This is a genomic window from Demequina iriomotensis (genome assembly GCF_000971395.1).
Taxonomy (GTDB): Bacteria; Actinomycetota; Actinomycetes; order Actinomycetales; family Demequinaceae; genus Demequina; species Demequina iriomotensis.
Window position 1 is genome coordinate 121,801 of record NZ_BBME01000013.1, and the last position, 25,333, is coordinate 147,133.

General features: G+C 72.4%; 25 protein-coding genes. 4 read left to right on the forward strand and 21 right to left on the reverse strand.

Annotated elements, in window-relative coordinates; translation table 11 throughout:
- Nucleotides 1-3: 3 nt before the first annotated feature.
- Genes rpe through AOM09_RS08525 form a run of 3 tightly spaced genes read right to left on the reverse strand, consistent with a single transcriptional unit; the run spans nt 4 to nt 2,920 of the window.
- A complete protein-coding gene (rpe, locus tag AOM09_RS08515) occupies nt 4-669 on the reverse strand; it encodes a ribulose-phosphate 3-epimerase (RefSeq protein WP_062386820.1) in 666 nt (221 codons plus the stop codon).
- Nucleotides 670-678: 9 nt separating this feature from the next.
- The gene (locus AOM09_RS08520) at nt 679-1,941 is read right to left on the reverse strand and encodes an AGE family epimerase/isomerase (protein ID WP_062386825.1); all 1,263 of its coding nucleotides are present in this window, start codon (nt 1,939-1,941) and stop codon (nt 679-681) included.
- A 1-nt stretch (nt 1,942) separates the two neighbouring features.
- On the reverse strand, nt 1,943-2,920 hold the full coding sequence (locus AOM09_RS08525) for an acetylxylan esterase (RefSeq protein ID WP_062386827.1): 978 nt from the start codon (nt 2,918-2,920) through the stop codon (nt 1,943-1,945).
- 73 nt (nt 2,921-2,993) lie between these two features.
- On the opposite strand from AOM09_RS08525, the gene AOM09_RS08530 reads away from it, so the two are divergent.
- The 3 genes from AOM09_RS08530 to AOM09_RS08540 are packed head-to-tail and all read left to right on the forward strand — an operon-like array spanning nt 2,994 to nt 4,261.
- Complete coding sequence (locus AOM09_RS08530; protein ID WP_062386830.1) at nt 2,994-3,413, forward strand: helix-turn-helix transcriptional regulator; 420 nt, start codon at nt 2,994-2,996, stop codon at nt 3,411-3,413.
- 10 nt (nt 3,414-3,423) lie between these two features.
- The gene (locus AOM09_RS08535) at nt 3,424-3,840 is read left to right on the forward strand and encodes a VOC family protein (protein ID WP_062387032.1); all 417 of its coding nucleotides are present in this window, start codon (nt 3,424-3,426) and stop codon (nt 3,838-3,840) included.
- The gene (locus tag AOM09_RS08540; RefSeq protein WP_062386833.1) at nt 3,833-4,261 is read left to right on the forward strand and encodes a hypothetical protein; all 429 of its coding nucleotides are present in this window, start codon (nt 3,833-3,835) and stop codon (nt 4,259-4,261) included. The genes AOM09_RS08535 and AOM09_RS08540 overlap by 8 nt, the downstream gene beginning before the upstream one ends.
- Here AOM09_RS08540 and AOM09_RS08545 read toward each other — a convergent pair whose 3' ends face one another.
- From AOM09_RS08545 to aroQ, 18 genes are all read right to left on the reverse strand, one after another.
- Complete coding sequence (locus AOM09_RS08545; protein ID WP_062386837.1) at nt 4,262-5,608, reverse strand: RsmB/NOP family class I SAM-dependent RNA methyltransferase; 1,347 nt, start codon at nt 5,606-5,608, stop codon at nt 4,262-4,264.
- Entirely contained in the window at nt 5,605-6,540 is a 936-nt protein-coding gene (gene fmt, locus AOM09_RS08550; protein WP_062386840.1) for a methionyl-tRNA formyltransferase, read from the reverse strand. Before fmt ends, AOM09_RS08545 begins: the two co-directional genes overlap by 4 nt.
- Before the next feature lie 22 nt (nt 6,541-6,562).
- Entirely contained in the window at nt 6,563-8,506 is a 1,944-nt protein-coding gene (locus tag AOM09_RS08555) for a primosomal protein N' family DNA-binding protein (RefSeq protein ID WP_156162305.1), read from the reverse strand.
- Between the two features lie 29 nt (nt 8,507-8,535).
- Nucleotides 8,536-9,705, reverse strand: coding sequence for a methionine adenosyltransferase (gene metK / locus AOM09_RS08560; protein ID WP_156162306.1), 1,170 nt, complete (start codon nt 9,703-9,705; stop codon nt 8,536-8,538).
- A 10-nt stretch (nt 9,706-9,715) separates the two neighbouring features.
- Nucleotides 9,716-10,939, reverse strand: coding sequence for a bifunctional phosphopantothenoylcysteine decarboxylase/phosphopantothenate--cysteine ligase CoaBC (coaBC, locus tag AOM09_RS08565; RefSeq protein WP_062386849.1), 1,224 nt, complete (start codon nt 10,937-10,939; stop codon nt 9,716-9,718).
- 8 nt (nt 10,940-10,947) lie between these two features.
- The gene (gene rpoZ / locus AOM09_RS08570; protein WP_062386852.1) at nt 10,948-11,220 is read right to left on the reverse strand and encodes a DNA-directed RNA polymerase subunit omega; all 273 of its coding nucleotides are present in this window, start codon (nt 11,218-11,220) and stop codon (nt 10,948-10,950) included.
- A 39-nt stretch (nt 11,221-11,259) separates the two neighbouring features.
- Entirely contained in the window at nt 11,260-11,814 is a 555-nt protein-coding gene (gmk, locus tag AOM09_RS08575) for a guanylate kinase (protein WP_062386855.1), read from the reverse strand.
- A complete protein-coding gene (mihF, locus tag AOM09_RS08580; RefSeq protein ID WP_042212116.1) occupies nt 11,811-12,125 on the reverse strand; it encodes an integration host factor, actinobacterial type in 315 nt (104 codons plus the stop codon). Before mihF ends, gmk begins: the two co-directional genes overlap by 4 nt.
- A gap of 27 nt (nt 12,126-12,152) precedes the next feature.
- Nucleotides 12,153-12,992, reverse strand: a complete 840-nt coding sequence (gene pyrF / locus AOM09_RS08585; RefSeq protein WP_062386857.1) for an orotidine-5'-phosphate decarboxylase — start codon at nt 12,990-12,992, stop codon at nt 12,153-12,155.
- Nucleotides 12,993-13,087: 95 nt separating this feature from the next.
- Entirely contained in the window at nt 13,088-16,384 is a 3,297-nt protein-coding gene (carB, locus tag AOM09_RS08590) for a carbamoyl-phosphate synthase large subunit (RefSeq protein WP_062386859.1), read from the reverse strand.
- Complete coding sequence (gene carA / locus AOM09_RS08595) at nt 16,377-17,495, reverse strand: glutamine-hydrolyzing carbamoyl-phosphate synthase small subunit (protein ID WP_228375094.1); 1,119 nt, start codon at nt 17,493-17,495, stop codon at nt 16,377-16,379. The genes carB and carA overlap by 8 nt, the downstream gene beginning before the upstream one ends.
- Nucleotides 17,492-18,787 (reverse strand): dihydroorotase, encoded by a 1,296-nt coding sequence (locus AOM09_RS08600; protein ID WP_062387039.1) that lies wholly within the window; start codon nt 18,785-18,787, stop codon nt 17,492-17,494. The genes carA and AOM09_RS08600 overlap by 4 nt, the downstream gene beginning before the upstream one ends.
- Before the next feature lie 8 nt (nt 18,788-18,795).
- Nucleotides 18,796-19,755 carry an aspartate carbamoyltransferase catalytic subunit gene (locus AOM09_RS08605; protein WP_062386862.1) on the reverse strand — a complete coding sequence of 320 codons (960 nt, stop codon included), beginning with the start codon at nt 19,753-19,755 and terminating at the stop codon, nt 18,796-18,798.
- Nucleotides 19,756-19,757: 2 nt separating this feature from the next.
- Entirely contained in the window at nt 19,758-20,285 is a 528-nt protein-coding gene (pyrR, locus tag AOM09_RS08610; protein WP_062386864.1) for a bifunctional pyr operon transcriptional regulator/uracil phosphoribosyltransferase PyrR, read from the reverse strand.
- A gap of 98 nt (nt 20,286-20,383) precedes the next feature.
- On the reverse strand, nt 20,384-21,457 hold the full coding sequence (locus AOM09_RS08615) for an HNH endonuclease signature motif containing protein (protein WP_062386867.1): 1,074 nt from the start codon (nt 21,455-21,457) through the stop codon (nt 20,384-20,386).
- A gap of 425 nt (nt 21,458-21,882) precedes the next feature.
- Nucleotides 21,883-22,302 carry a transcription antitermination factor NusB gene (gene nusB, locus AOM09_RS08620; protein WP_062386870.1) on the reverse strand — a complete coding sequence of 140 codons (420 nt, stop codon included), beginning with the start codon at nt 22,300-22,302 and terminating at the stop codon, nt 21,883-21,885.
- Nucleotides 22,302-22,865: an elongation factor P gene (gene efp, locus AOM09_RS08625; protein ID WP_062386872.1), complete on the reverse strand. Its 564-nt coding sequence runs from the start codon at nt 22,863-22,865 to the stop codon at nt 22,302-22,304. Before efp ends, nusB begins: the two co-directional genes overlap by 1 nt.
- 45 nt (nt 22,866-22,910) lie before the next feature.
- The gene (aroQ, locus tag AOM09_RS08630; protein ID WP_062386875.1) at nt 22,911-23,351 is read right to left on the reverse strand and encodes a type II 3-dehydroquinate dehydratase; all 441 of its coding nucleotides are present in this window, start codon (nt 23,349-23,351) and stop codon (nt 22,911-22,913) included.
- A 96-nt stretch (nt 23,352-23,447) separates the two neighbouring features.
- Here aroQ and AOM09_RS08635 point away from each other — a divergent pair, with 96 nt between their 5' ends.
- Nucleotides 23,448-25,319, forward strand: coding sequence for a hypothetical protein (locus AOM09_RS08635; RefSeq protein WP_156162307.1), 1,872 nt, complete (start codon nt 23,448-23,450; stop codon nt 25,317-25,319).
- The last annotated feature ends 14 nt before the right edge of the window (nt 25,320-25,333 follow it).

Here is a 25,333-nt window from a genome sequence, read left to right on the forward strand (position 1 = left end):
GGGTCAGCGATGGTCCACCGCCTGGGCGAGGTCGCGCAGCGAGGCGATCTCGGCGGCCCGGTCGGCGGCGCCGTAGATCGCGGAGCCGGCGACCACGATGTCGCAGCCCGCCTCGACCACGGTCGCGATGGTGGCACGCGCGATGCCGCCGTCCGTCTGGATCCACAGGTCCCGTCCCGCGGCGTCGGAGGCCGCCCGCAGCGCGCGCAGCTTGGGCATCATGCCCTCCATGAACTCCTGGCCGCCGAAGCCCGGCTCGACCGTCATGACGAGCACCATGTCGAGCGTGTCGAGGAGCGGCAGGACGTCCTCCACCGGGGTGCCGGGCTTGATCGCGCACGAGGCGCGGGCGCCCAGCGAGCGGAGATCCGCGGCGATGGCGCGCGGGTCGGCGGCGGCCTCGAGGTGGAACGTCACCGAGGCCGCCCCGGCCTCGGCGTAGCGCGGCGCCCAGCGATCGGGATCCTCGATCATGAGGTGCGCGTCGATGGGCAGCGGCGAGACCTCCGCGATGCGCTGCACCACGGGCAGGCCCAGCGTGAGGTTGGGCACGAAGTGCCCGTCCATGACGTCGACGTGGAGCCAGTCCGCGTCGGCGACCGCGAGGATGTCGCGCTCGAGGTTGGCGAAGTCCGCGGAGAGGATGCTCGGCGCGATCTGGATGCCCATGCGGAGAGCCTAGCCGCGCGTCAGGCCGCCCCGATCACGGAGCGCGGTCGCGAACGACGGCGCGATGGGCAGCTCGGGGAGCAGCGCCGCCTGGTACGCGTGGTAGACGTCGGGCTTGCCGGGCCACACGAAGCCCGCGGGCCGGTTGTGGGGGTCGAGCTCGTGATGCCATGAGCCCCGATGATGGTCGATGAGGTGGGCGTCGGCGTAGGCCCACCAACGGGCGGCGTCCTCGGCGTAGACCGCCTGTCCGGTCGCCTGGCGAAGGGCCTCGGCGGCGTTGACCGCCTCGGCCAGCACCCAGTGCATGCGCTCCCGCACCACCGGCCGTCCGTCCCAGTCGGTCGTGTAGACGAACCCGAGCGCGCCGTCGGCATCCCAGCCGTCGGCGACCGCTCGGTCGTACAGCGCTAGCGCGGCGTCACGGAGCCCGCCCGGGGCCGCCTCCCCCAGCGTGGCCTCGACGCTGAGCAGCAGCCGGGCCCACTCGAGGCCGTGACCGACGGTGGCGCCGTAGGGACGGAACGGATGCGCGGGCTCGTCGCGGTGATGCTCGAGCATCGGCGTCCACTCCGCGTCGAAGTGCTCGGGGATGCGCCAGCCGTTGTGCGCGGCCCAGCCCACCACCCGGGCGGCGATGCGCGCCGCGCGCCGATGCCACGCATCGTCCCCCGTCGCATCGCCGGCGGCCAGGTAGGCCTCGACCGTGTGCATGTTGGCGTTGACGCCGCGGTAGCCGTCGAGGACGGACCACGAGGCGTCCCATTCCTCGACCGACAGGCCCTCCGCCTCGTCCCAGAAGCGCGCGAGCGACACCGCGAGCGCGTCCTCCAGCAGCGCATCGGCGCCCGGCACGCCCGCCGCGACGGCGGACGATGCGGCGAGGACCACGAAGGCGTGGCCGTAGGCCTGCTTCGCGGTGTCGGTCGGGACGCCGCCGTCGGCCGCCGCGAACCAGCCCCCATGGGCCGCATCGTGCAGCGGGCCGTCCGTGAGCGCCGCGACGCCGTGCGCGGCCGAGGCGAGCAGCGCGTCGCGCGAGGGACCGCCCAGCGCGGGCGGCTCGGCGGCCAGGGCGCCGAGCGCCGCGACGTGCGTCATGCGGCACGTGATCCACAGCTCGACGGGCCGCGAGGCATCCACCCGGCCGTCGTCGTCGAGCCAGCCGAAGCCCTCGGGGCGCGCGGCGCCGGCGGCGAAGCGGAGCAGGTCCGCGCGCTGGGCGGCGAGGTGGTCGCCGGAGCCCGGCACGGTCACCGCGGGGACGGTCATCTCAGCTCCAGAGGTCGGCGAGGAAGGCGGCCTGGCGGCGCTGCTGGTAGAGCTCGCCGCCCTCGTGTCCATTGAAGCGGTACGTCGCGATCTCCGCATCGCCTCCCCACGCGTGATAGGCCGCGTACACCGTCGATGCCGGGGTGATCGGGTCGCGCAGCGCGGCGGAGAACAGCGCGGGTGCGCTCGCGCGACGCGCATGGTGGACGCCGTCGACGTACCGCAGCGTCGCGAGGGCGCGCTCCTCATGCTCGCGGTGGACGGCGAGGTAGCGGCAGACCTCCTGGTAGGGGTCCTCGTCAGCCACGTCCATGCCCCGCTCGATGTCGCACAGGAACGGCACGTCGACCAGCGCCGCCGCCACCGGGGTCAGGCCCGCCGCCGCGATCGCGAGGCCGCCTCCCTGGCTCGCGCCGGCCACCACGATGCGCGCCGGGTCGACGCCCGGCAGCAGGCGCGTCGCGTCCACCGCGCGGACGGCGTCGGTGATGACCCTGCGGTAGTAGTACGAGTCGAAGTCGAGGATGCCTCGCGTCATGTAGCCCGGGTGCGCGGGACCGGCGGCGTCACCGCCGCCCGACGCGTCGGCCGTATGGCCGCCTGATCCCCACGCGGAGCCCTGCCCGCGCGTGTCCATCACCAGGTGCGCGTAGCCGGCGGCCGACCAGAACAGCCGCTCGTGGGGAAGCCCGCGCCCGCCGCCGTAGCCGTTGTACTGGACCACCACGGGCAGGTCGCCCGTGGCGCCGCGCGGCGTCAACAGCCACGCCTTGATGGGGTCGCCCCCGAAGCCGGCGAACGTCACGTCCCTCACGTCGATCGCGGCGAGGGGGTGGGCGACCGGTGCGACGTCGAGCGCGAGGTCGTGCGCCCGGGCCTGCGCGAGCGTGTCCGCCCAGCGCGCGTCGAAGTCGGCGGGCTCGACCGCCGCCGACCGGTACGAGGCGAGCTCCTGCGGGCCCATGTCCTGGTACGGCATCGCATGCTCCTTCGCCGGGCGCGGCCGCCCGCCGCGCATCGCGAGCGTAGCGCGCGGTGGCAGGATCGCGGGTATGGACCTCGAGACGCTCGTCCTCATGCGGCGCGTGCGTGACCGGATCGACCGCGAGTACGCGCGGCCGCTCGACCTGGAGTCGCTCGCGCGCGGCGTCCACGTGTCGAGCGGCCACCTCAGCCGCCAGTTCAGGCGCGCGTACGGCGAGACGCCCTACCAGTACCTCATGACCCGCCGCATCGAGCGTGCGATGACGCTGCTGCGACGCGGCGACCTCACGGTCACCGAGGTGAGCCTCGCGGTCGGCTGCCAGTCGCTCGGCACGTTCAGCACGCGCTTCGCCGAGCTCGTCGGCGTGTCGCCGAGCGCGTATCGCGCCGCCGGCGCCGAGGTGCTGCCGGGCATGGCCCCGTGCATCGCGCGCCGGATCACGCGACCGGTCAGGAATCGAGAAGCGGGAGCGGCGACGGCTCCGTAGCCTGGTGGGCATGAGCATCAGCATCCATTCGAGCTTCCTGCCTCACCTCGATCCCGAGGCGTCCCTCGCGTTCTACCGCGACGTGCTCGGCTTCGAGGTCCGCCTCGACGTCGGCCACGGCGCCATGCGCTGGATCACCGTCGGACCGGTCGGGCAGCCCGACACCGCGGTGGTACTCCACCCGCCCGCCGTGGGCCACGAGTTCAGCGACGCGGAGCGCGACATGCTGCTCGAGGTCATCGCGAAGGGCTCCTACTTCGGCATCAACCTCGCGACCGGGGACCTCGACGGCGAGTTCGCACGCCTCGAGGCCGCGGGCGTCGACGTGGTGCAGGAGCCGATCGCCCAGGAGTACGGCGTCCGCGACGCCGCTTTCCGCGATCCCGCGGGCAACCTCATCCGCCTCCAGGAGGTCGACCATGGCTAGCGCATTCTCCGCCGCCGAGCGCGCCGCGATGCAGCAGCGAGCCGAGGAGCTGCGCGCGTCGAAGGGGCTCAAGGGCGCCGCACGGCTCGCCAAGGAGCTCGAGGCCTGCGTCGAGGCCATCGAGGCGCTCGACGGCGTCGACCGGGACGTCGCGGCGCGGCTGCACCTGATCGTCGCCGAGGAGGCCCCCGAGCTCGCCCCGAAGACCTGGTACGGCTTCCCCTCGTATGCGCGCGACGGCAAGGTGGTCGTGTTCTACCAGCCCGCGTCGAAGTTCGGCACGCGCTACGGCCACGTCGGCTTCAACGAGGACGCCCGCCTCGACGACGGCCCCATGTGGGCGACCGCCTTCGCGATCATCGAGATGAACGACCAGGTGGACGATGCGCTGCGCGCCCTGGTGCGCAAGGCCGCCGGCTGATCAGGCCGCGGGCTTCTCCAGCAGCGCGAGGAACATCGCGTCCGTGCCGTGGACGTGGGTCCACAGCTGGACGTGCGGGCCGGGGCCCCACAGCCGTGCTGCGGTGCCGGTGACGGCCGCGACCGCCTCGCGCGCGTCGAGCTGACGCAGGCTCGAGCCCGCGACGATCTCGCGGGTCTCCGCGACCACGGGCGAGCACGTGATGTAGGCGAGCAGCCCGCCGGGAGCGAGCAGCCGCTCGGCGTTGGCCAGGAGCGCCCGCTGCAGCTCGATCAGATGGGGGAGGTCCTCGGGCTGGCGGCGCCACCGGGACTCGGGCCGGCGCCGCAGGGCGCCCAGCCCGGAGCATGGGGCGTCGAGGACGATGCGGTCGTACGCCCCGTCCTCGCCCCACGTGGTCCCGTCGCCGGTATGCACCGTCACCACGCCCTCGGGCACGGCGCGCGTGGACCGACGGACCAGGTCGGCACGATGCGGGTGCAGCTCCACGGCGTCGAGGGTCGCCGCGCCGTCGGCGGCGAGGGCGCCCAACAGCGCGGCCTTGCCCCCAGGACCGGAGCACAGGTCGAGCCACCGTTCGCCCGGCTCCACGGGTTGGGCGGCGACGAGCGCGGCGGCGACCACCTGGCTGCCTTCGTCCTGCACCGCAGCGGTCGCCTCGGCGACGGACTCGAGGTCGCCGGGCCGCCCGCCCGGCAGCACGACGGCGTAGGGCGAGTACTCGCCCGCCTCTCCCCCGGCCTGCTGGATGAGCGCCTCGCGGTCGATGAGCCCCGGACGCGCGACGAGCGTCACCCTGGCCGGGGAGTTGTCGGACTCGAGCAGCGGCACCACCTCGCCCGCGCGGCCGTCCTCGGCCAGCGCGCGTTCGAGCTCCGCGACCACCCACGCGGGGTGGGAGTGCCGCGTCGCGATCGCGCCGCGCGAGTCGCCCGGCGCGACGATCGCGAACCACGCCTCGGCATCGCGCTCCGTCACGCGGCGCATGATGGCGTTCGCGAACTTCGACGCGCCGACGCCGCGCTCGCGACGGACCTGGTCCACGGTCTCGTTGACGGCGGCATGCGCGGGCACGCGCATCGCGAGGGCCTGGTGCGTGCCCAGCCACAGCGCGACCCTCACCTCGGCATCGAGGTCGCGCGCGTCGCGGCCGGCCGCCTTGCCGATGATCGCGTCGTAGAGCCCGCGCATCCGCAAGGCGCCGTAGGCGAGCTCCGTGGTGAAGCCCGCATCCCGACCGTGCAGCCCCGCCTTCTCGAGCAGCGACGGCAGCAGGAGGTTCGCGTAGGCGCCCTCGGTCGAGACCGCCATGACGCAGTCGTAGGCGACGTCGCGCGCGGTGCTCATGCCTCTCCCAGCTGGGCGCCCTCGCCCAGGCGCGCGCCCCGCCACCAGGCGGCCGCGTCCATCGGCTTCTTGCCCGCGGGCGCGATCCAGCCGAGCGCGACCGGGTCGGTGCCCGTGCCCACGAGGACCTCGCCGGCCTCCTCGCGCAGCTGACCCGGCACCGTGCCGGCGCGCTGCGGTCGGGGCGACACGGGTCCCAGCTTCGCCACGCTGCCGTCGGGCATCGTCGTCCACGCCCCGGGCGCGGGCGTGCAGCCCCGGATCCGCCGGTCGACGAGGTGCGCCGCGAGCTCCCAGCGCACATAGGCGTCGTCCCGGCTGAGCTTCTCGGCGTAGCTGACGTCGTCGGTGCTCTGCGCGGACGGGCGGGCGACCCCCGAGTCCAGCGCCTCGAGCGACTGCACCATGAGCGGCGCGCCCAGGTGCGCGAGACGCTCGAGCAGGTCGCCCGCGGTGTCGGTCGCGCGGATGCGCTCGGTCAACGTGCCGATGACGGGGCCGGTGTCGAGGCCCCTCTCGATCACGAAGGTGGACGCGCCCGTGACCTCGTCGCCCGCCATGATCGCGCGCTGCACGGGCGCCGCGCCGCGCCACGTGGGCAGGACCGAGAAGTGCAGGTTGACCCACGCGAGCCGCACCGCCTCGAGCAGCCGCGGGCGCAGGATCTGCCCGTAGGCGACCACCGCGGCGGCATCGACCTCGAGGTCCCGCACCCGGGCGACCACCTCGGGCGCCGACGCCTTCTCGGGCGTCCACACGTCGAGGCCGCGCTCGAGCGCGTACGCCTTCACGGGCGACGGGTGCAGGGTCCGGCCCCGCTTGCCGGGCGCGTCGGGCTGGGTCATCACGGCCACGATGTCGTGGCCCGCGCCCTCCAGGGCGGCCAGCGTCGGGACGGCGATCTCGGGCGTTCCGGCGAAGATCAGGCGCATCGGACCAGTCTAGGGTCCGCCGTCAGGACACCGGGTCGAGCGGGGCGTCCACGCGCATCCTCAGCTCGCCGTCGCCGGCCTTCGAGAACGCCTGCTGACGCCGGCGCAGCACGTCGACGACGCCCTGCGTGGCACGGCGGGTGACGAGCAGGCTCACCCCGCCCTTCGCCGGGACGATCGCGACGTCGCGATGGCGCTCGAGGCGCTCGCCCTCGAGCGTCTCCGAGAGCGCCAGCGTGATCACGGGTCGCTCGCCCCACAGCCGGATCGCGCGCCGGGAGGGCGGGAGCGCGAGGTCCGCGCGCTCGGCGTACGCGTCCCACGCGGCGTCGCCCGCGCTCCAGCCCACCAGGGCCTCGCGCACGGCGGGTGGGAGCTCGCCGACCGCGATGACCTCGCCGCCGTCGCCACGCGGCCGCGCGAGCGCGGCGACCGTGAGCCACCAGCGCATGGCCTGCAGCTCGGCTCCGAGCCCGCCGCCCGCGGGCACCTCTGCGCCCACGATGACGATGCACGCGTACCCGCCGTCGACGGCGGGTAGCGCGGCGGGGGTCGCCACGACGAAGCCCGCGGACACCTCGCCGTCCGGCACGGTGCCGACCGCGCCCGCGGAGAGGGTCACCGGGACTCCCCCGGCCATGGCCCTCATCTGCTCGGCGATGCGCTCCACGCCCTGGCGCAGCTGCTTGGTCGCCGCGCCGTTGCACTCCGCGCAGTGCCAATCCGGATGCTGCGCACCGCACTCGCCGCACTGCAGCGGCGCGGTCGCGGACTCGCGTCTCAGGGGTCCGCCGCACGCCGTGCAGGCCGCCCATTCGCCGCAGCGCGCGCACGCGGTCGCTCGCACATACCCCGCTCGCGGGACCACCACGCCCACCGGTCCCCGCTCGAGCGCGGCGCGGGCGCGGCGCCACACCGAGCCCGGCATCCAGTGCCAGCCGGTGGCGCCTTCGGTCTCGCGGCGCGCATCGTCGACCGGCGTGACCAGCGGCGTCGCCGTCCTCACGTCCGCGCGGGGCACGCCCGCGCGCTCGGCCCAGCCGTGCGCGACCAGCGACATCGCCTCGACGCTCGGGGCGTAGGAGGCGAGCAGCACGCCCGCGCCCGCCTCGTCCGCGCGCATGGCCACCAGGGTGCGCGCATGCGGGTACGGAGCGTGCGGCTCCTCGTAGACGCTCGAGGACTCGTCCCACATCACCACCAGGCCGAGCCCCGGCACCGGCTGGAGCGCGGCGGGCCGCGTGCCGAGCACGATGCGCGCGTGGCCCTGGAGCGCCGCGAGGTAGGAGCCGAAGCGCACGGCGGCACCGTCCTCCGCGTGCAGCACGGTGAAGTGGCCGCCGCTGCGCGCGGTCCACCGCGCGAGCCCCGCACGGGTGAGCGCGGCCGAGGCTGCGGCGAGCGCGCGCGCGTCCGGCAGGATCACCAGCGCGGTGAGGCCGCGCGCGGCGACCTCGGCCGCGGGGGCGAGCAGCGCCTCGACGGGCAGCCCGTGCCGCCTGCTCGGATCCGGGACCGCCTCCCACACCACCCGGGCGCCTCCCGCGACGGCGTCCGCGGGAAGCGACACCGCCGCGGCGAAGGGAGCGAGGGTCGCCGCCGCCTCGCGGTAGGACGGCGCGTCATGCTCGACGGTGCCCCAGTCCCGCTTCTCGACGGAGGCGACCCGCGGCGGCGCCATGAGCCGCAGCACGTCCCACAGCGCGCCGCCGTAGCGGCGGGCGACCTGCTCGGCGAACGCGATCGACGCCGGCGTGTAGGACGGCAGCGCCGACGACGAGCGGATCTCGAGGAGCCGGCCCTCGAAGCCGCTGCCCTCGCCGAGCCCGATCACCACCCCGTCGAGCAGCCGCCCGCTGAAGCGCACCCGGACGCGCGATCCCACCCGGACCACGTCCCGGAGCGTGTCGGGCACCGCGTAGTCGAAGGGCCTGTCGAGGTGCGGCAGGTCGCTATCGACGCACACGTGCGCGACAGTGCGGGGCAGCAGCGCGGCTATCGCGCGGCGCTCGCGAGATCGCCGGCGCGGTCCGTCCTCTCCCACGTGAAGTCGGGGAGCTCGCGGCCGAAGTGGCCGTAGGCGGCCGTGGGCAGGTAGATGGGGCGACGCAGGTCCAGCGCGTCGATGATCGCGCCCGGGCGGAGGTCGAAGACCTCGCGGATGGCGTCGACGATGATGTCCTCGGCCACCGTGGCGGTCCCGAAGGTCTCGACGTACAGGCCCACGGGGTGCGCCGTGCCGATCGCGTAGGCGACCTGGACCTCGCAGCGCGCGGCGAACCCGGCGGCCACCACGTTCTTGGCCACCCAGCGCATCGCGTACGCGGCCGACCGGTCGACCTTGGACGGGTCCTTGCCCGAGAACGCACCGCCGCCGTGGCGGGCCATGCCGCCGTACGTGTCGACGATGATCTTGCGGCCCGTCAGGCCGGCGTCACCCTTGGGCCCGCCGATCTCGAAGCGGCCCGTGGGGTTGATGAGGGAACGATGCGCGGAGGCGTCGAGCGCGTAGCGGGCGAGCACCGGCGCGATCACCAGCTCCTCGACCGCGGCGCGAAGATCATCCGTCGCGATGCGCTCGGCGTGCTGCGTCGAGACCACGACGGTGTCGACGCTCACCGCGCGGTCGCCGTCGTACCCGACGGTCACCTGGGCCTTGCCGTCGGGGCGCAGGCCGTCGACCTCGCCGGAGCGGCGCACCTCGGCCAGCCGGGCCGTGAGGGCGTGCGCCATGTGGATCGGCAACGGCATGAGCTCAGGCGTGTCGGTGCACGCATAGCCGAACATCAGGCCCTGGTCGCCCGCGCCGAGCTCCTGGGCGTCCGAGTCGGTGGCGTTGCCGACGCCCATCCAGATGTCGGGCGACTGCTCGCCGATCGAGACGGACACGCCGCACGAGTCCCCGTCGAAGCCGGCATGGGACGACGTGTAGCCGATCCGGTTCACCACCGCGCGGATGGTGCCCGGGATGTCAACGTACGCCTCGGTGCTCACCTCGCCGGCGACGTGCACGAGCCCTGTGGTCACCATGGTCTCGACTGCGACGCGGGAGGCGGGGTCCTGACGCAGCATCTCGTCGAGGATCGCGTCGGACACCTGGTCGCAGATCTTGTCGGGGTGCCCTTCGGTCACCGACTCGGACGTGAACAGGCGGAGGGAGGTCATGGCGGTCAGCCTAGTGGCGACCGCCGACAACGGCGTCGAGCACCGCATGCGCCACCGCGAGCTTGGTGCCCGCGCCACGTGCGACCTCGTCGCCCGCGGCGTCGAGCATCGTCACCCGGTTGGGCACGTCGCCGAAGCCGCGCCCCTCCCCCACCGGGTTGAACACGAGCAGGTGCGCGCCCTTGCGCCGCGCCTTGGCCCGCGCGTGCTCGAGCGCCGACGCCGCATCGTCCCCCGTCTCGGCGGCGAAGCCGACGACGGTGCGGCCGGGCACGGCCTCCTCGACCAGCGCGCGCAGGACGTCCTCGGTCTCGACGAGCTCGAGCGAGAGCGCGCCCGTGCCGTCCTTCTTGATCTTGGTCGCCGCGACCTCGCGCGGGCGGAAGTCGGCGACGGCGGCGGCCATGACGACCACGTCGGCGTCGGCGGCGGCGGCACGCACCGCATCGGCCAGCTGCGCGCTGGTCTCGACGTCGACGCGCGCGATGCCCTCGCCGAGCGGCAGCGCGACGTTCGCCGCGATCACCGCGACGTCGGCGCCCCGCTCGCGTGCGGCCTCCGCGAGGGCGAAGCCCTGGTGGCCGGAGGACCGGTTTCCGAGGAAGCGCACGGCGTCGATGGGCTCGCGCGTCCCGCCCGCCGAGATGACGATGCGCAGCCCGACGAGGTCGCCCCAGGGGACGGACGATGCGCCGGGCGGCAACGGCCCGCCGTCCACGACCGCGTAGGCGGCGGCGACGATGTCCTCGGGCTCGGGAAGGCGTCCCGGGCCGCTGTCGGGGCCGGTGAGCCGGCCGACCGCGGGCTCGATGACCGTGATGCCACGCTCGCGGAGCGTGGCCACGTTGGCCTGCGTCGACGCCTTCTCCCACATCTCGGTGTGCATCGCGGGCGCGACGACCACCGGCGCGCGCGTCGCGAGCAGGGCGTTGCCCAGGAGGTCGCGCGCCTCGCCGTGGGCGAGCTGCCCGAGGAAGTCGGCGGTCGCGGGGGCGACCAGCACCAGGTCCGCCTGCTGGCCGAGCCTCACGTGCTCGACCGCGGGGACGTTGTCGAACGTGTCCGCCGTGGCGGGGAGGCCCGAGAGCGCCTCCCACGTCGCGCGCCCCACGAACTGCAGCGAAGCAGCCGTGGGGACCACGCGGACGGTGTGACCGTCCTCCTTGAGACGCCGCAGCACGATGGCGGCCTTGTACGCCGCCACCCCGCCGGTGACGCCCAGGAGGACGCGCACGGGTGGTGCTACTGCTGCTCGCCGGAGTCGCCGAGCTCGAGGAGCCCGCCGTGGTTGACCTCGCGCAGCGCGACCGACAGCGGCTTGTCGGTGGTGTCGGCCTCGACGAGCGGGCCCACGTTCTCGAAGTGGCCCTCGCCGAGAGCCTCGTAGTACGAGTTGATCTGGCGGGCGCGCTTGGACGCGTAGATCACCAGCGCGTACTTCGAGTCCACCTTCTCGAGCAGCTCGTCGATGGGCGGGTTGGTGATCCCGATGGGGTTGGCGACGGTTCCGGCCACGATTCACTCCTCAGTTCTGACAAAAAGACTCCCGGCATTCTACCCGGTCCCACGCACCACCGACAGGAGCTCCGCCGCGGCGCGCTCGACGGTGTCGTTGACGATCACCTGGTCGAACTCCGACACGGCCGCCATCTCGTCCCGCGCGGTCGCGAGGCGCCGCTCGCGCTCCTCCTCGCCCTCGGTGCCGCGGCCGACGAGCCGGTTGACCAACTCCTCCCACGACGGCGGCGAGAGGAACACGAAGTGCGCGTCCGGCATGGTCCGCTTGACCTGGCGGGCGCCCTGCAGGTCGATCTCGAGCAGGACCGGCTCGCCCTCCGCGAGGCGGGCGTCCACCGGTCCGCGCAACGTGCCGTAGCTGTTCTGCCCGTGCACGATCGCGTGCTCGAGGAACTCCCCCGCCGCGACGCGGCCGTCGAAGTCCTCGTGCGAGATGAAGTGGTAGTGGACGCCGTCCACCTCGCCCGGGCGCGGGTCTCGCGTGGTGGCGGAGACGGAGATGTAGACCTCGGGTGCCATGTCGCGCAACGCGCGCACGACGGTGCCCTTGCCGACCGCCGTCGGGCCGGCAAGGACGACGAGTCGACTCATCGACGCTCGCGTTCGACGAGCGCATCCACCTGGTGCTGCCCGAGGCCGCGGATGCGGCGGGCGAGCGAGATCCCGATCTCCTCCATCACGAGCTGCGCGCGCTTGGGGCCGATGCCGGGAAGGCACTGCAGCAGGTCGCGCACGCGGATGCCCGCGAGGGCCTCGTCGGCCTTCGCACGGCGGATCGCCTCGGCCAGCGACATCTCGCCACGCGTCAGCTCCTCCTTGAACACTCGGCGCGCGGACCGCACGGCGGTCGCCTTCACCAGCGCTGCCGCGCGCTGCTCATCGGTAAGTTCCGGGGTGGCCATGGCCTCTCCCTCCAAAGTCGGCTGCGTCTAGCGCAGGATGCTCTTCGCCGCGGTCGAGGCCTCGATGACGGCCTCGCGCAGCTTCTCGACGACGGGGCCCGCCTGCAGCACGCCCCTCGACTGATTGACGAGCACGCGACCCCGCGCGTTCCCGAAGACCAGGGACAATTCCGCTGGTCCGGCACCCTGAGCACCCACTCCGGGGCTCAGAAGGGGACCATTGACCCGGTCGAGATCGATGCCGAGGCGCTGAACAGCGTCTCCCACGGTCGCGCCGACCACGAGGCCGACATCTCCCATGGGACTGGCACCGAGGTTGAGCGCGGCCGCCTCCTCGGCGACCACGGCCGCGACGGCTCGGCCGTCCGGCGCGATGGCGTGCTGGACGCCGGGACCCTCGGGGTTGGAGGTGAGCGCGAGGACGAAGATGCCCTTGCCGTGCTCCTTGGCGAGGTCGAGTGCAGGCTTCAGCGAGCCGAAGCCGAGGTAGGGCGAGACCGTGAGCGAGTCCGCCTCGAGCGGTGCGCCGGGCCGCAGGTACGAGTCCGCGTAGCCCTGCATCGTCGAGCCGATGTCGCCCCGCTTGGCGTCGAGCACCGTGAGGATGCCCAGCTCGCGGGCCCTGCCGAGCACGTGCTCGAGGGCCGCGACCCCGGCGGAGCCGTGACGCTCGAAGAACGCCGCGTTGGGCTTCACCGCCGCGGCCGTGCCGGCGCTCGCCTCGAGCACCGCGTCGCCGAATTCGGCGAGCGAACGCGCCGTGTCCTCCATGCCCCACGCCGCGAGCAGACCCGGGTGAGGATCGATCCCCACACAGAGCGGACCGTGCTGGTCCATCGCGGCCGCGAGACGGGCGCCGAACGCCATCCCTACCTCCTTGAGAGCTGCCCCAAATGTGCAGCCATTGACACACTACCTGCGATGTTGGGCGCGCGCGCGGGCGCGCCCAGGTGCTGATCCCGTCAGGCGCGCGCGGCGTCCTGAAGGCTGAGCACGTCGAACGGCCCGGCCTGGAGCGCCTCGATCGCGAGCACCGCGGCGGAGAGCTGCTGCGTGGTCGTGACGATCGCGATGTCGGCCGCGGTGGCCGCCGCGCGGATCTCGTAGCCGTCCGCACGAGCGCCCTGACCGGACGGCGTGTTGATGATGAGGTCCACGCCGCCCTCGTGGATCACGTCCACGATCGTCGGCTCGCCGTGCGGCCCGCGCCCCTCCGAGTGCTTGCGCACCACGGTCGACGGGATCCCCATGCGCTGGAGCACCTGCGCGGTGCCCTCGGTCGCGAGGATCTCGAATCCGAGCTGGCGCAGGCGCGCCACCGGGAACGTGATCGAGCGCTTGTCGCGGTCGGCGGTGGAGACGAAGACCTTGCCGCCCGTCGGGAGCCCGCCGAAAGCCGCGGTCTGCGACTTCGCGAACGCGAGCGGGAAGGTCGCGTCGAAGCCCATGACCTCGCCCGTCGAACGCATCTCCGGGCCGAGGACCGAGTCGACCGCGATGCCCTCATGCGTGCGGAAGCGCTTGAACGGCAGCACCGCCTCCTTGACCGCGACGCGCTGGCTCATGTCGACCGTGGCCGCATCGTGCTCGGGGAGCATGCCGCTCGCCTTGAGCTCCGCGATGGTCGCGCCCGCCATGACCTCGGACGCCGCCTTGGCGAGCGGGATGCCGGTGGCCTTGGCGACGAACGGGACGGTGCGCGACGCGCGCGGGTTCGCCTCGAGCACGTAGAGCACGTCGGAGACGAGCGCGTACTGGACGTTCATGAGGCCGCGCACGCCGATGCCGCGCGCGAGGGCCTCGGTCGAGGTCCGGATGCGCTCGAGCTCGGCCTTGGACAGCGAGAACGGGGGCAGGACGCACGCCGAGTCGCCGGAGTGGATGCCCGCCTCCTCGATGTGCTCCATGACGCCGCCGAGGAACATCTCCTCGCCGTCGAACAGCGCGTCGACGTCGATCTCGATCGCGTCGTCGAGGAAGCGGTCGACCAGCAGCGGCGCGTCGGTGGCGTGGTCGCCCACCGAGTCCATGCGGGTGCCGTAGTCCTCGAGCTGCGCGCGGTCGTAGACGATCTCCATGCCGCGGCCGCCGAGCACGTACGACGGCCGGACCAGGACCGGGTAGCCGATCGACTCGGCGATCGCGATGGCCTGGTCGATGCCGTGCGCGGTGCCGTACGCCGGGGCCGGGAGCTGCGCGGCGTCGAGGACGCGGCCGAACGCGGCGCGGTCCTCGGCGTTGTCGATCGCCTCGGGGCTGGTGCCCAGAATGGGCACGCCCGCATCGGCGAGGCGCTGTGCGAGCGACAGCGGGGTCTGGCCGCCCAGCTGGACGAACATGCCCTTGACCGGGCCCGCCGCCTTCTCCGCCTCGTAGACGGCCATGACGTCCTCGAACGTGAGCGGCTCGAAGTAGAGCCTGTTCGCGGTGTCGTAGTCGGTCGAGACGGTCTCGGGGTTGCAGTTGACCATGATGGTCTCGTAGCGGTCCTTGAGCGTCAGCGCCGCGTGCACGCACGAGTAGTCGAACTCGATGCCCTGGCCGATGCGGTTGGGACCGGAGCCGAGGATGATGACGGCCTCGCGGTCGCGCGGCATGATCTCGGTCTCGGCGTCGTACGAGCTGTAGTGGTACGGCGTGCGCGCCTCGAACTCGGCGGCGCACGTGTCGACGGTCTTGTAGACCGGGATGACACCCATCGCCTTGCGGATCTGGAACACCTCGTTGACTTTGAGCCCGCGGAGGTCCGCGATCTGCTGGTCCGCGAGACCGTGTCCCTTGGCCTCGCGCAGCAGGTCCGCGTCGAGCGTCGCGGCGCCCGCGACCTTCGAGGCGACCTCGTTCATGAGAAGCATCTGGTCGAGGAACCACGGGTCGATCTTGCACGCGTCGAACACGCGCTCGAGGGTGATGGTGCCCGCCTCGACGGCGCGGAGCACCTGCTGCACCTGGATGAAGCGCTTCTCCGTCGGGATCTCGATGGCCGCGAGCAGCTCGTCGAGCGAGGCGCCGGAGGGCACCGGGCCGTCCCAGTGGAAGTTCGCGCCCTTCTTGTCGATCGAGCGCAGCGCCTTGCCGAGCGCCTCGGTGAAGGAGCGGCCCAGGCTCATGGCCTCGCCCACTGACTTCATGGTGGTGGTGAGGACGGGGTCCGCGGCCGGGAACTTCTCGAACGCGAAGCGGGGCACCTTGACCACGATGTAGTCGAGCGTGGGCTCGAAGCTCGCGGGCGTGGAGCCCGTGATGTCGTTGGGGATCTCGTCGAGCGAGTAGCCGATGGCGAGGCGGGCGGCGATCTTCGCGATCGGGAAGCCCGTGGCCTTCGACGCCAGCGCCGAGGAGCGCGACACGCGCGGGTTCATCTCGATGACGATGATGCGGCCGGTGTTCGGCTCGATCGCGAACTGGACGTTGCAGCCGCCCGTGTCGACGCCGACCTCGCGGATGATCGCGATCCCGATGTCGCGCATGCGCTGGTACTCGCGGTCCGTCAGCGTGAGCGCGGGGGCCACCGTGACCGAGTCGCCGGTGTGGACGCCCACGGGGTCGACGTTCTCGATCGAGCAGACGACCACGACGTTGTCGTGCTTGTCGCGCATGAGCTCGAGCTCGAACTCCTTCCAGCCGAGGATGGACTCCTCGAGGAGGACCTCGGTGGTCGGCGAATAGTGGAGCCCGGCGCCGGCGATCCTGCGCAGGTCCTCCTCGTTGTACGCGAAACCGGAGCCCAGGCCGCCCATGGTGAACGACGGGCGCACCACCACCGGGTAGTGGAGCTGCTCCGCGGCGGCGAGGCACTCGTCCATGGTGTGGCAGATGACCGAGGCGGCGGAGTCCGCGCCGCAGCGCTCGACGACGCCCTTGAACAGCTCGCGGTTCTCGCCCAGGTGGATGGCCTCGAGGTTGGCGCCGATGAGCTCGACGTCGTACCTGTCGAGGATGCCGGCCTCGGCCGCGGCGATGGCCGCGTTCAGCGCGGTCTGGCCGCCCAGGGTGGGCAGGAGCGCGTCGGGCCGCTCCTTGGCGATCACGCGCTCGATCACCTCGGTGGTGATGGGCTCGACGTAGGTCGCGTCGGCGAACTCCGGGTCGGTCATGATCGTGGCCGGGTTGGAGTTGATGAGGATGACCCGGATGCCCTCGGACTTGAGGACGCGGCACGCCTGGGTGCCGGAGTAGTCGAACTCGCAGGCCTGGCCGATGACGATCGGCCCGGAGCCGATGACGAGGACGCTCTGGATGTCGTCGCGCTTAGGCATGCTGGCCCTTCATGAGGTCGAGAAAGCGGTCGAAGAGGTACGAGGCGTCGTGCGGACCCGCCGCGGCCTCGGGGTGGTACTGGACCGAGAAGGCCGGGATGTCGCGGCACTCGAGGCCCTCGACCACGTCGTCGTTGAGGCACACGTGGCTGACGAGCACCTTGCCGTAGCCGTGCGGGCTGTCGCTCTCGCCGTCGAGCGGCGCGTCGACCGCGAAGCCGTGGTTGTGGGCGGTGACCTCGACCTTGCCGGTGGTGCGATCCATCACGGGCTGGTTGATGCCGCGGTGACCGAAGGCCAGCTTGTACGTGCCGTAGCCGAGCGCGCGGCCCAGGATCTGGTTGCCGAAGCAGATGCCGAAGAACGGCACCTTGGCGTCGAGGATCTCGCGCAGGGTCGCGACCGTGCCGTCGGCGGCGCCCGGGTCGCCGGGGCCGTTCGAGAAGAACACGCCGTCCGGCTGCATGGCGAGGATGGACGATGCGGGGGTGGTCGAGGGCACCACGGTCACCTTGATGCCGCGCTGGGCCATCTGCTGCGGGGTCATCGCCTTGATGCCCAGGTCGACGGCCACCACGTGGGCGGTCTGCTCCCCCACCGGCTCGACCACGTAGGGCTCCGAGGTGGAGACCTCGTCCGCGAGGTGCGCGCCCTTCATCGGCGCGGCGTTCCGCACCCGCTCGAGCAGCGCATCGTCCGCCGCGAGGGCATCGCCCGAGAAGATGCCGGCGCGCATCACGCCCGCGGTGCGCAGCACCCGCGTCAGCTGGCGGGTGTCGATGCCGGAGATGCCGACGACGCCCTGGGCGACCAGGTCCTCGTCGAGGCTGCGCTGCGCACGCCAGTTCGACGGCCGGCGTGCGGGGTCGCGCACCACGTAGCCGGCGACCCAGTACTGCCGCGACTCGTCGTCCTCGTCGTTGACGCCGGTGTTGCCGATGTGCGGCGCCGTCATCACGACGATCTGCTTGTGGTAGCTCGGGTCGGTGAGCGTCTCCTGGTAGCCGGTCATGCCGGTGTTGAAGACGATCTCGCCGAGCGTCTCGCCGACAGCGCCGTAGGCGCGGCCCTCGAACGTCTGGCCGTCCTCGAGTACTAGAACCGCCTTCACGCGAACGCTCCTTCGAATCGGGGGCTCAGATGGGTGGGGACGCCGCGCAGGAACGTGGCGACCGCGCGGCCCGGCAGCTCGATGCCGCCGAACGGGGAGTTGTTGGAGCGGCTCGCGCTCGCGGACGGGTCGACCGTCCACGGGTCGGCCGGGTCGATCAGCGTGAGGTGCGCGGGCTCGCCGACGGCGATCGGGCGGCCGTGCTCGTCCTCGACGCGGCCGATGCGGGCGGGCGCCTCGGACATCACCCGCGCGACGTCGCGCCACGTCAGGGCGCCGGTGTCGACCATCGTCTTCTGCACGATGCCGACCGCGGTCTCGAGGCCGATCATGCCCATGGCCGCGGCTGCCCACTCGCAGTCCTTGTCCTCGTCGGGGTGCGGCGCGTGGTCGGTGGCGACCACGTCGATGGTGCCGTCCGCGAGGCCGGCACGAACCGCGTCGACATCGGCCTGGGTGCGCAGGGGCGGGTTGACCTTGAAGCGCGCGTTGTAGCCGCGCACCGACTCGTCGGTCAGCAGCAGGTGGTGCGGCATCACCTCGGCGGTGACGTCGACACCGCGGGACTTCGCCCAGCGGACGATCTCGACGGAGCCGGCGGTCGACAGGTGGCACACGTTGAGGCGAGAGCCGACGTGACCGGCGAGCAGCACGTCGCGCGCGATGATCGACTCCTCGGCGACGGCGGGCCAGCCCGCGAGCCCGAGCTCGGCGGACACCTCGCCCTCGTGCATCTGCGAGCCCTCGGTGAGGCGCGGGTCCTGCGCGTGCTGGGAGATCACGCCGTCGAACGTCTTCGCGTACTCGAGGGCGCGGCGCATGATGACCGGGTCGTGCACGCACTTGCCGTCGTCGGAGAAGATGCGGACGCGGGCCTTCGAGTGGGCCATCGCGCCCATCTCGGACAGCTGCGTGCCGTCCAGGCCGACGGTGACGGCACCCACGGGGTACACGTCCACGAGGCCGATCTCCTTGCCGCGGCTCCACACCTGCTCGACCACGCCCGCGGTGTCGGCGACCGGCGTGGTGTTGGCCATCGCGTGGACGGCGGTGAACCCGCCGATCGCGGCGGAACGCGAGCCGGTCTCGATGGTCTCGGCGTCCTCGCGACCGGGCTCGCGCAGGTGCGTGTGGATGTCCACCAGGCCCGGAAGCGCGATGAGGCCGGTCGCGTCGACCACCACCGCATCGTCCGGCGCGTCGACCGTGGCGCCGACGGCCGTGATGACGCCGTCCTCGACCAGGATCGTGGCGGTGGTGTCCCCGTACAGGGACGCGTTCTCGATGACGATCGGGCGGCTCACGCGGCGCCCTCCTCTCCGGCAAGCAGCAGGTACAGGGCGGCCATGCGGACGGCGACACCGTTCGCGACCTGCTCCACGATGACGGAGCGGGGCGAGTCGGCGGCCTCGGCCGAGATCTCGAGCCCCCGGTTCATGGGGCCAGGATGCATGATGATCGCGTGGTCCGGGAGGCGGCGCATGCGCGCCCCGTCGAGGCCGTAGATCCGCGAGTACTCCTCGGGGCTGGGGAAGAAGGCGGCCCCTCCCCCGGTCATGCGCTCGCGCTGCACGCGCAGCATCATGAGCGCGTCGATGTCGTACGCGTCGAGCGCCTGGTCGAGCGTGTGCACCACGTCGCACGGCCACGGGTCGATGCCGATGGGCACCAGCGTGGGCGGCGCCACGAGCACCACCGTGGCACCGAGCGTATGCAGCAGCTGGACGTTCGAGCGCGCGACCCGGCTGTGGAGCACATCGCCCACGATCGCGACGGTGAGGCCCGCGAGGTCGTTGCCCAGCGGGTCCGTCACCAGGTGCTTGCGCATCGTGAACGCGTCGAGCAGCGCCTGCGTGGGGTGCTGATGCGTGCCGTCGCCCGCGTTGAGGACGCTGCCGTGCATCCAGCCGGAGGTCGCGAGGCGCGAGGCGGCTCCGGAGGCCCAGTGGCGGACCACCACGGCGTCGGCGCCCATCGCCTGGAGCGTGAGGGCGGTGTCCTTGAGCGACTCGCCCTTGCTCACCGAGCTGCCCTTGGCCGAGAAGTTGATGACGTCCGCGCTGAGGCGCTTGGCGGCGGCCTCGAAGGAGATGCGGGTACGGGTCGAGTCCTCGAAGAAGAGGTTGACCACGGTCTTGCCGCGCAGAGTCGGGAGCTTGCGGACCTCGCGCTCCTGGGTCGCCGCCATCTGCGCGGCGGTGTCGAGGATGAGGATCGCGTCGTCGCGCGACAGGTCCTTCGCGCTGAGGAGGTGGCGCATCGTCACTCCCCCTTCCGCAGGATCACGGCGTCCTCGCCGTCGAGCTCCTCGACGTGGACGTCGACTCGCTCGGAGCGGGCGGTGGGGATGTTCTTGCCCACGTAGTCGGCGCGGATGGGCAGCTCCCGGTGGCCGCGATCCACGAGCGTCGCGAGCTGCACCGCGCGCGGGCGGCCCAGGTCGCGGATCGCGTCGAGCGCGGCGCGGATGGTGCGGCCGGTGTGGAAGACGTCGTCCACCAGGACCACCACCGCGTCGTCGATCCCGGCATCGGGGACGGTGGTGGTGCCGATGGCGCGCGTCGGGTTCTTGAAGAGGTCGTCGCGGTACATCGTGATGTCGAGCGCGCCGGTGGCGGCGTCGGCGTCGAAGCCGGGCTCGATCTCGGCGATGCGCTGCGCGAGACGATGCGCGAGCGGGAGGCCCCGGGACGGGATCCCGAGGAGCACCACGTCGAGCGCTCCGTCGTTGCGCTCCACGATCTCGTGGGCGATGCGTGTGAGGACGCGCGACACATCCGCCGCGCCCATGATGGTGCCAGTCACCTGGCGACCTCCTTCCCCGCCTCGCAGGACGGTCCTTAAAGGATGTCTGGGTTTGCGCTGGCCAGCCTACCCGACGGTCGCTCTCACCACGGACCCTGCCTGCTCATCGCGCGCAGGTCGGCGTCGGTGAGCGTGCTCTGGGCAAGGTGGCCGGGTTGCGGCCGACGTTTCGGGTCCACCGACGCGGGCGGCACGAACCAGGGCTGGCCGCCACGCCTCTCCACCTGCCACTGCTCCTCGTGCAGCCAGTGATGGTGGTAGGCGCACAGCATGAGCCCGTTCTCGAGGTCCGTCGCTCCCCCGTGCCGCCAATTGATGACGTGATGGGTGTGGCACATGCTCGGCTGGAGCCCGCACTTGCCGCAGCCGCGGTCCCGCGCGGCGATCGCGCGGCGCTGCGGCACCGTGAACAGCCGTTCCATCCGACCCTGGTCCAGCACCTCGGACTCGCCGCCCAGGACGGTCGGGATGTAGCCCGCCTCGGTGAGCTCGCGTCGCAAGGCGCCGACCGCGACCTCACGTCGGATTCCGTCGATGCGCGCCCGCCCGTCCAGCGAATTCAAGGTCTCGAGGGACATCCTCACGTTGACCACCGTGGTCACCGACTCGTGCGGCTGCTCGCATGCGGTGGCGTGGCGGCCGAGCCATCCGAGCGCGTCCGCACGCATCTGCGCGGGGGTGCGGCAGTCCTCCCCCGCTCCCCCGTCCTTGCGGGCGAGGAACGCCTTCTTGAGGTAGCCGTCCGTGGCAGCCATCAGGTGCGCGGCAGTCACAGGATCGAGCAGCGCGCTCACTCGGATCATGCCGCTGCGCTCCTCACAGAAGGACGCCACGCGAAGCCGGCGCAGAGCCTCGTCCTGCGCTTCTGCGTCGGGTGAGGGGGTGAGTCCCGCCTCGACCTGCGCGACCAGGGTGCGAACCGAGCTGAGGGCGGCGCCCCGCGCCTTGTCGACCGTCACCTGCTCGAGCCGCGCGAGGGGAACCGCTGCCAGCGGGGTCTCGCGCAGCGCATCGTCCACGGCCACGCCGACCGCCTCCAACGCGTCGGGGTGACGCATGAGCACCTCCCTGAGGAGGAAGAACGCGTCGGCGCTGATCTCGCGCTCCCGCGCCACCCACGTCAGGTGAGGGAGGACGGAGGCGCCGAACCCCCGCATCGTCCCCCTCTGCGAGCAGAGCGGTTCCGAGGAGTCGCAGGCGCTCGGCCTCCGCGACCGTACCGCCGGTCCGGCTCGCGAGGTAGTGGTCGATGCTGCGGTGGCCCTGACGGCGCGCCAACCCGCCCCTGCCCGGTCCCGACCGGGCACCCGCCCTTCCCGCGGCTTCGGCGAGCATCAGGTCTGCGGCGCGACGGACGTCGACCAGCTCGCGGACCAGGTTGTCGATCTCCCAGTCCTCGGCCGAGCCGCACACCGCGAGGCGCTCGCGAATCTCCACGAGGGGTTCGACGACTGCGGTCTGGGCCATGGAACCAGTCCACCACCCACCACCGACAACGAACCGGACAAAGCCGACAGTTATCCCCAGGGGAACGAGAAAGGACCCGCGCCCGAAGGCGCGGGCCCCTCCCCACGATGCAGGCTCAGTCCCGACGCAGCGCCGGCGCCTCCCGCGCGATGGTCCCGAGCACGCCGTTGACGAACGACGGCGAGTCGTCCGTCGACAGGTCGGCGGCAAGCGAAACGGCCTCGTCGATCGCGACGGGCGTCTCGACCTCGTCGTTGCACAGGATCTCCCACGCGCCGATCCGCAGGAGCGCGCGGTCGACCGCGGGCATGCGCGTGAGCTGCCACTCGGGAGAGGCGTCCTGGATGATCGTGTTGAGCTCGACCCACCACTGGACCACGCCGCGGACGATCTCCTCCGCGTACGGCGGAAGCGGCATCTCGCGGCCCGACTCCCGCAGGCGCGTGTCCAGCAGGGCCAGGACGTTGGCGCCCTTCTGGTCCGCCTCGAAGAGGATGTCGAGGGCGCGCTTGCGCGCCTTGGTACGGGCGGCCACTAGTCGTTGACGCGCGACTGGTACTCGCCGGTCGAGGTGTTGACCTTGACCTTGGTGCCCTGCTCGAGGAACAGCGGGACCTGGATCTCCTTGCCGGTCTGGAGCGTCGCGGGCTTGGTGCCGCCCGAGGAGCGGTCGCCCTGCAGGCCCGGCTCGGTGTACGTGACCTCGAGGACCACGGAGCCCGGGAGCTCGAGGAAGATCGGGTTGCCGTTGTTGGAGCCGATGACCGCCGACTCGTTCTCGAGCAGGTAATCGGTCGCGTCGCCCATGACCGCCTCCGAGACGGGGATCTGGTCGAAGGTCTGCGGGTCCATGAAGATGTACGACGTGCCGTCGAAGTACAGGTACTGCATGTCGCGGCGGTCGACGGTCTCGAACTCGACCTTCGCGCCGGCGTTGAAGGTCTTGTCGACCACCTTGCCCGTGAGCACGTTCTTCAGCTTGGTGCGGACGAATGCGCCGCCCTTGCCGGGCTTCACGTGCTGGAACTCGATGACGGACCAGAGGTTGCCGTCGATGTTGAGCACGGAGCCGTTCTTGATGTCGTTCGAAGTCGCCACAGGGGTGTCCTTACAGAAGGTTCTGGGATTAGTCCGCAGACGATTCTAGCCGACGCGCCGCGCGACGGCCTCGAGGGCCAATCGGTAGGAGTCCACGCCGAAGCCCGCGATGGTCCCGCTCGCGACGCCGCTGATGACGCTGGTGTGCCGGAACTCCTCCCGCGTGTGCGGGTTCGTGAGATGCACCTCGACCAACGCCAGCCCCGCCGAGGACACGAGCGCGCACGCATCGCGCAGCGCGTACGAGTAGTGCGTGAAGGCCGCCGGGTTGAGCACCACGTGCCAGCCCGCGTCGACGGCCTCGTGCATCCAGTGCACCAGGTCCGCCTCGTCGTCAGACTGCCGCACCTCGACCTCGAGCTGCAGGTCCGCGCCCCACTGGGTCACCAGCACCGACAGCTCCTCGTGCGTGGTGGTGCCGTACTTCTCCGGCTCCCGGGTGCCGAGCCTGCGGAGGTTGGGACCGTTGACGACCAGGACGTTCATGCCGCCAGCGTAGCGGCGGGACGATGCGCGGCGTGGGAGGGACGATGCGCGGCCCGGGTGCCGCTAGCATCGCGGCAGTCAAGCCTGGGGGTACAAGTGAGCAGTCGCGTCCGCGCCTACCTGATCATGGGCGCCGTGGCGCTCGCCGTCGCGACCGTCATGGGCCTGCCCACCTGGGTGCTCGCGGTCGCGGCGCTGCTCGCGTGGACCGTGCGGCTGGCCCCGCGCTGGGGCGCGGGCGCCGCCCTCGCGGTCGCGTCCATCGTCGGGGCGGCGGCCATCTACGGAGTGCTGCTGATCGCTCCGCTCCAGCCCGTGCCGTTCCAATACCTGGTGACCGCGCTCGAGGCGGTCCTGCTCATCGCGGCCCTCGCGACATGGCCCGAGGCCGCGCCGCGCGCCGGCGAGGGGGCGGGCCGGCTCTCGGTGATCCTCGCGGCGGGCGCGGGGCCGTTGTTCTGGCTCGGCGGACTGCTGGTCGCGGCGGTGCGCGAGGGGTCCTCGTTCCGCTCGTGGGCGATGTGGGACGACTCGGCCTTCGACATGAAGACCGTCATGCCCTTCGCGTGGAACAACGGCGTGGTCACCACGGGCTTCGGCTACAACCAGCGTCCCTTCGAGCACGCGCTCACACTGAGCTTCGTGTCGCCCACGCAGGCGATCGACAACTCGTCGGCCGAGTTCCTGGCGGAGCTCACCGCGCACCGCTACCACTGGGCGATCGCGATCGCGGTGGGTGCGTACCTCGCGGGCGCCCTCGCCGCCGCGGTGGTCCCCGCGCACGCCCCGCGCTGGGCGGCGCCCTCGGCCGCCGCGCTCGGCTCGCTCGTGGTCCTCGCCGGGCCCGCCGCGGGCGCCTACCTGTGGCGCGGTCAGATCAACGCGTCGGTGGTGGTCCTGTTCGTGCTCGCCGCCGTGTTGGTCGCGCTCCGCTCGCGCCGCTCCCCCGTGGTCGCACTCGCAGTGCTCGGGCTGGCGATGACGGCGCTGATGCTCACGTGGACGCCCTTCGCGGCCGTGCCCGGCGTGCTCGGCATCGCCGTCGCATGGCTCTCCCGGCGCGACCTCCGCGCGGCCTCGCGTCGCGAATGGACCGCGCTGGGAGGCTCGGCCGTCGTGTTCGTGCTCTCGGCCGTGCTGTTCACGGCGGGCACGTTCCTCGGCCTCGCCGAGAAGACGGGCGACGAGGTCCACGCGATGGTCACCACCAACGTCGAGGCGACCGCGCCGATGCCGTACAGCTACCCGCTCGTCTCGGCGCTCGTGGCGGTCGCGCTCGGCCTGCAGCTCGCGCTCGGATGGCGCACCCGGCAGGCGGCCACCGTGGCGGGCCTGGTGGCGGGGCTCGCGATCGGCGCGGCGCCGCTGTTCGCCGCGGTCGGCGGCTTCGTCGAGGACCTGGGCTACTACCCCTCGCGGTACCTCCACATGTCCACCATCGTGCTCGCGCCGCTCGCGATCGGGCTCATCGCCGGCGCGCTGAGCACCGCGCCGGCGTGGCGCCGGGCGCTGGCCGGGCTGTCCGCCGCCGGTCTGCTCGTGCTCGCGGCGATCGCGCCCGTCGACTGGTGGGTCCAGAAGTGGCGCCCCGCTCCCGTGCTCCTGGTCGCCGGCAACTACTACGGCCCGGACTCGCAGGTCTACGACCGCTTCGAGGACTACCTGGGACGCAGCGAGCTCCACGTCCCCATGAACGCCGCGATCCCGTGGGACCACCCGGTGCGCTACATGATGGCGGAGGCGCTGCGGCCGCGTGAGGCGACCGACGGGCCCTATTGGCTGTCCGAGGCGCTGCGTGTCAACTCCGACGATGTCGCGGCGATCTGCGCGATCGGCGTCGTGACCGAGGGAACGGTGTACGTGGACACGCGGGACCCCGACCTCGCGACGAAGGTCGCGGACTCGTGCGAGGACCCGAGCGTCCTCGACAACATCGAGTACGTGCTGCTCGACACCCCGCTGCAGTAGCGGGCGCGGGGACG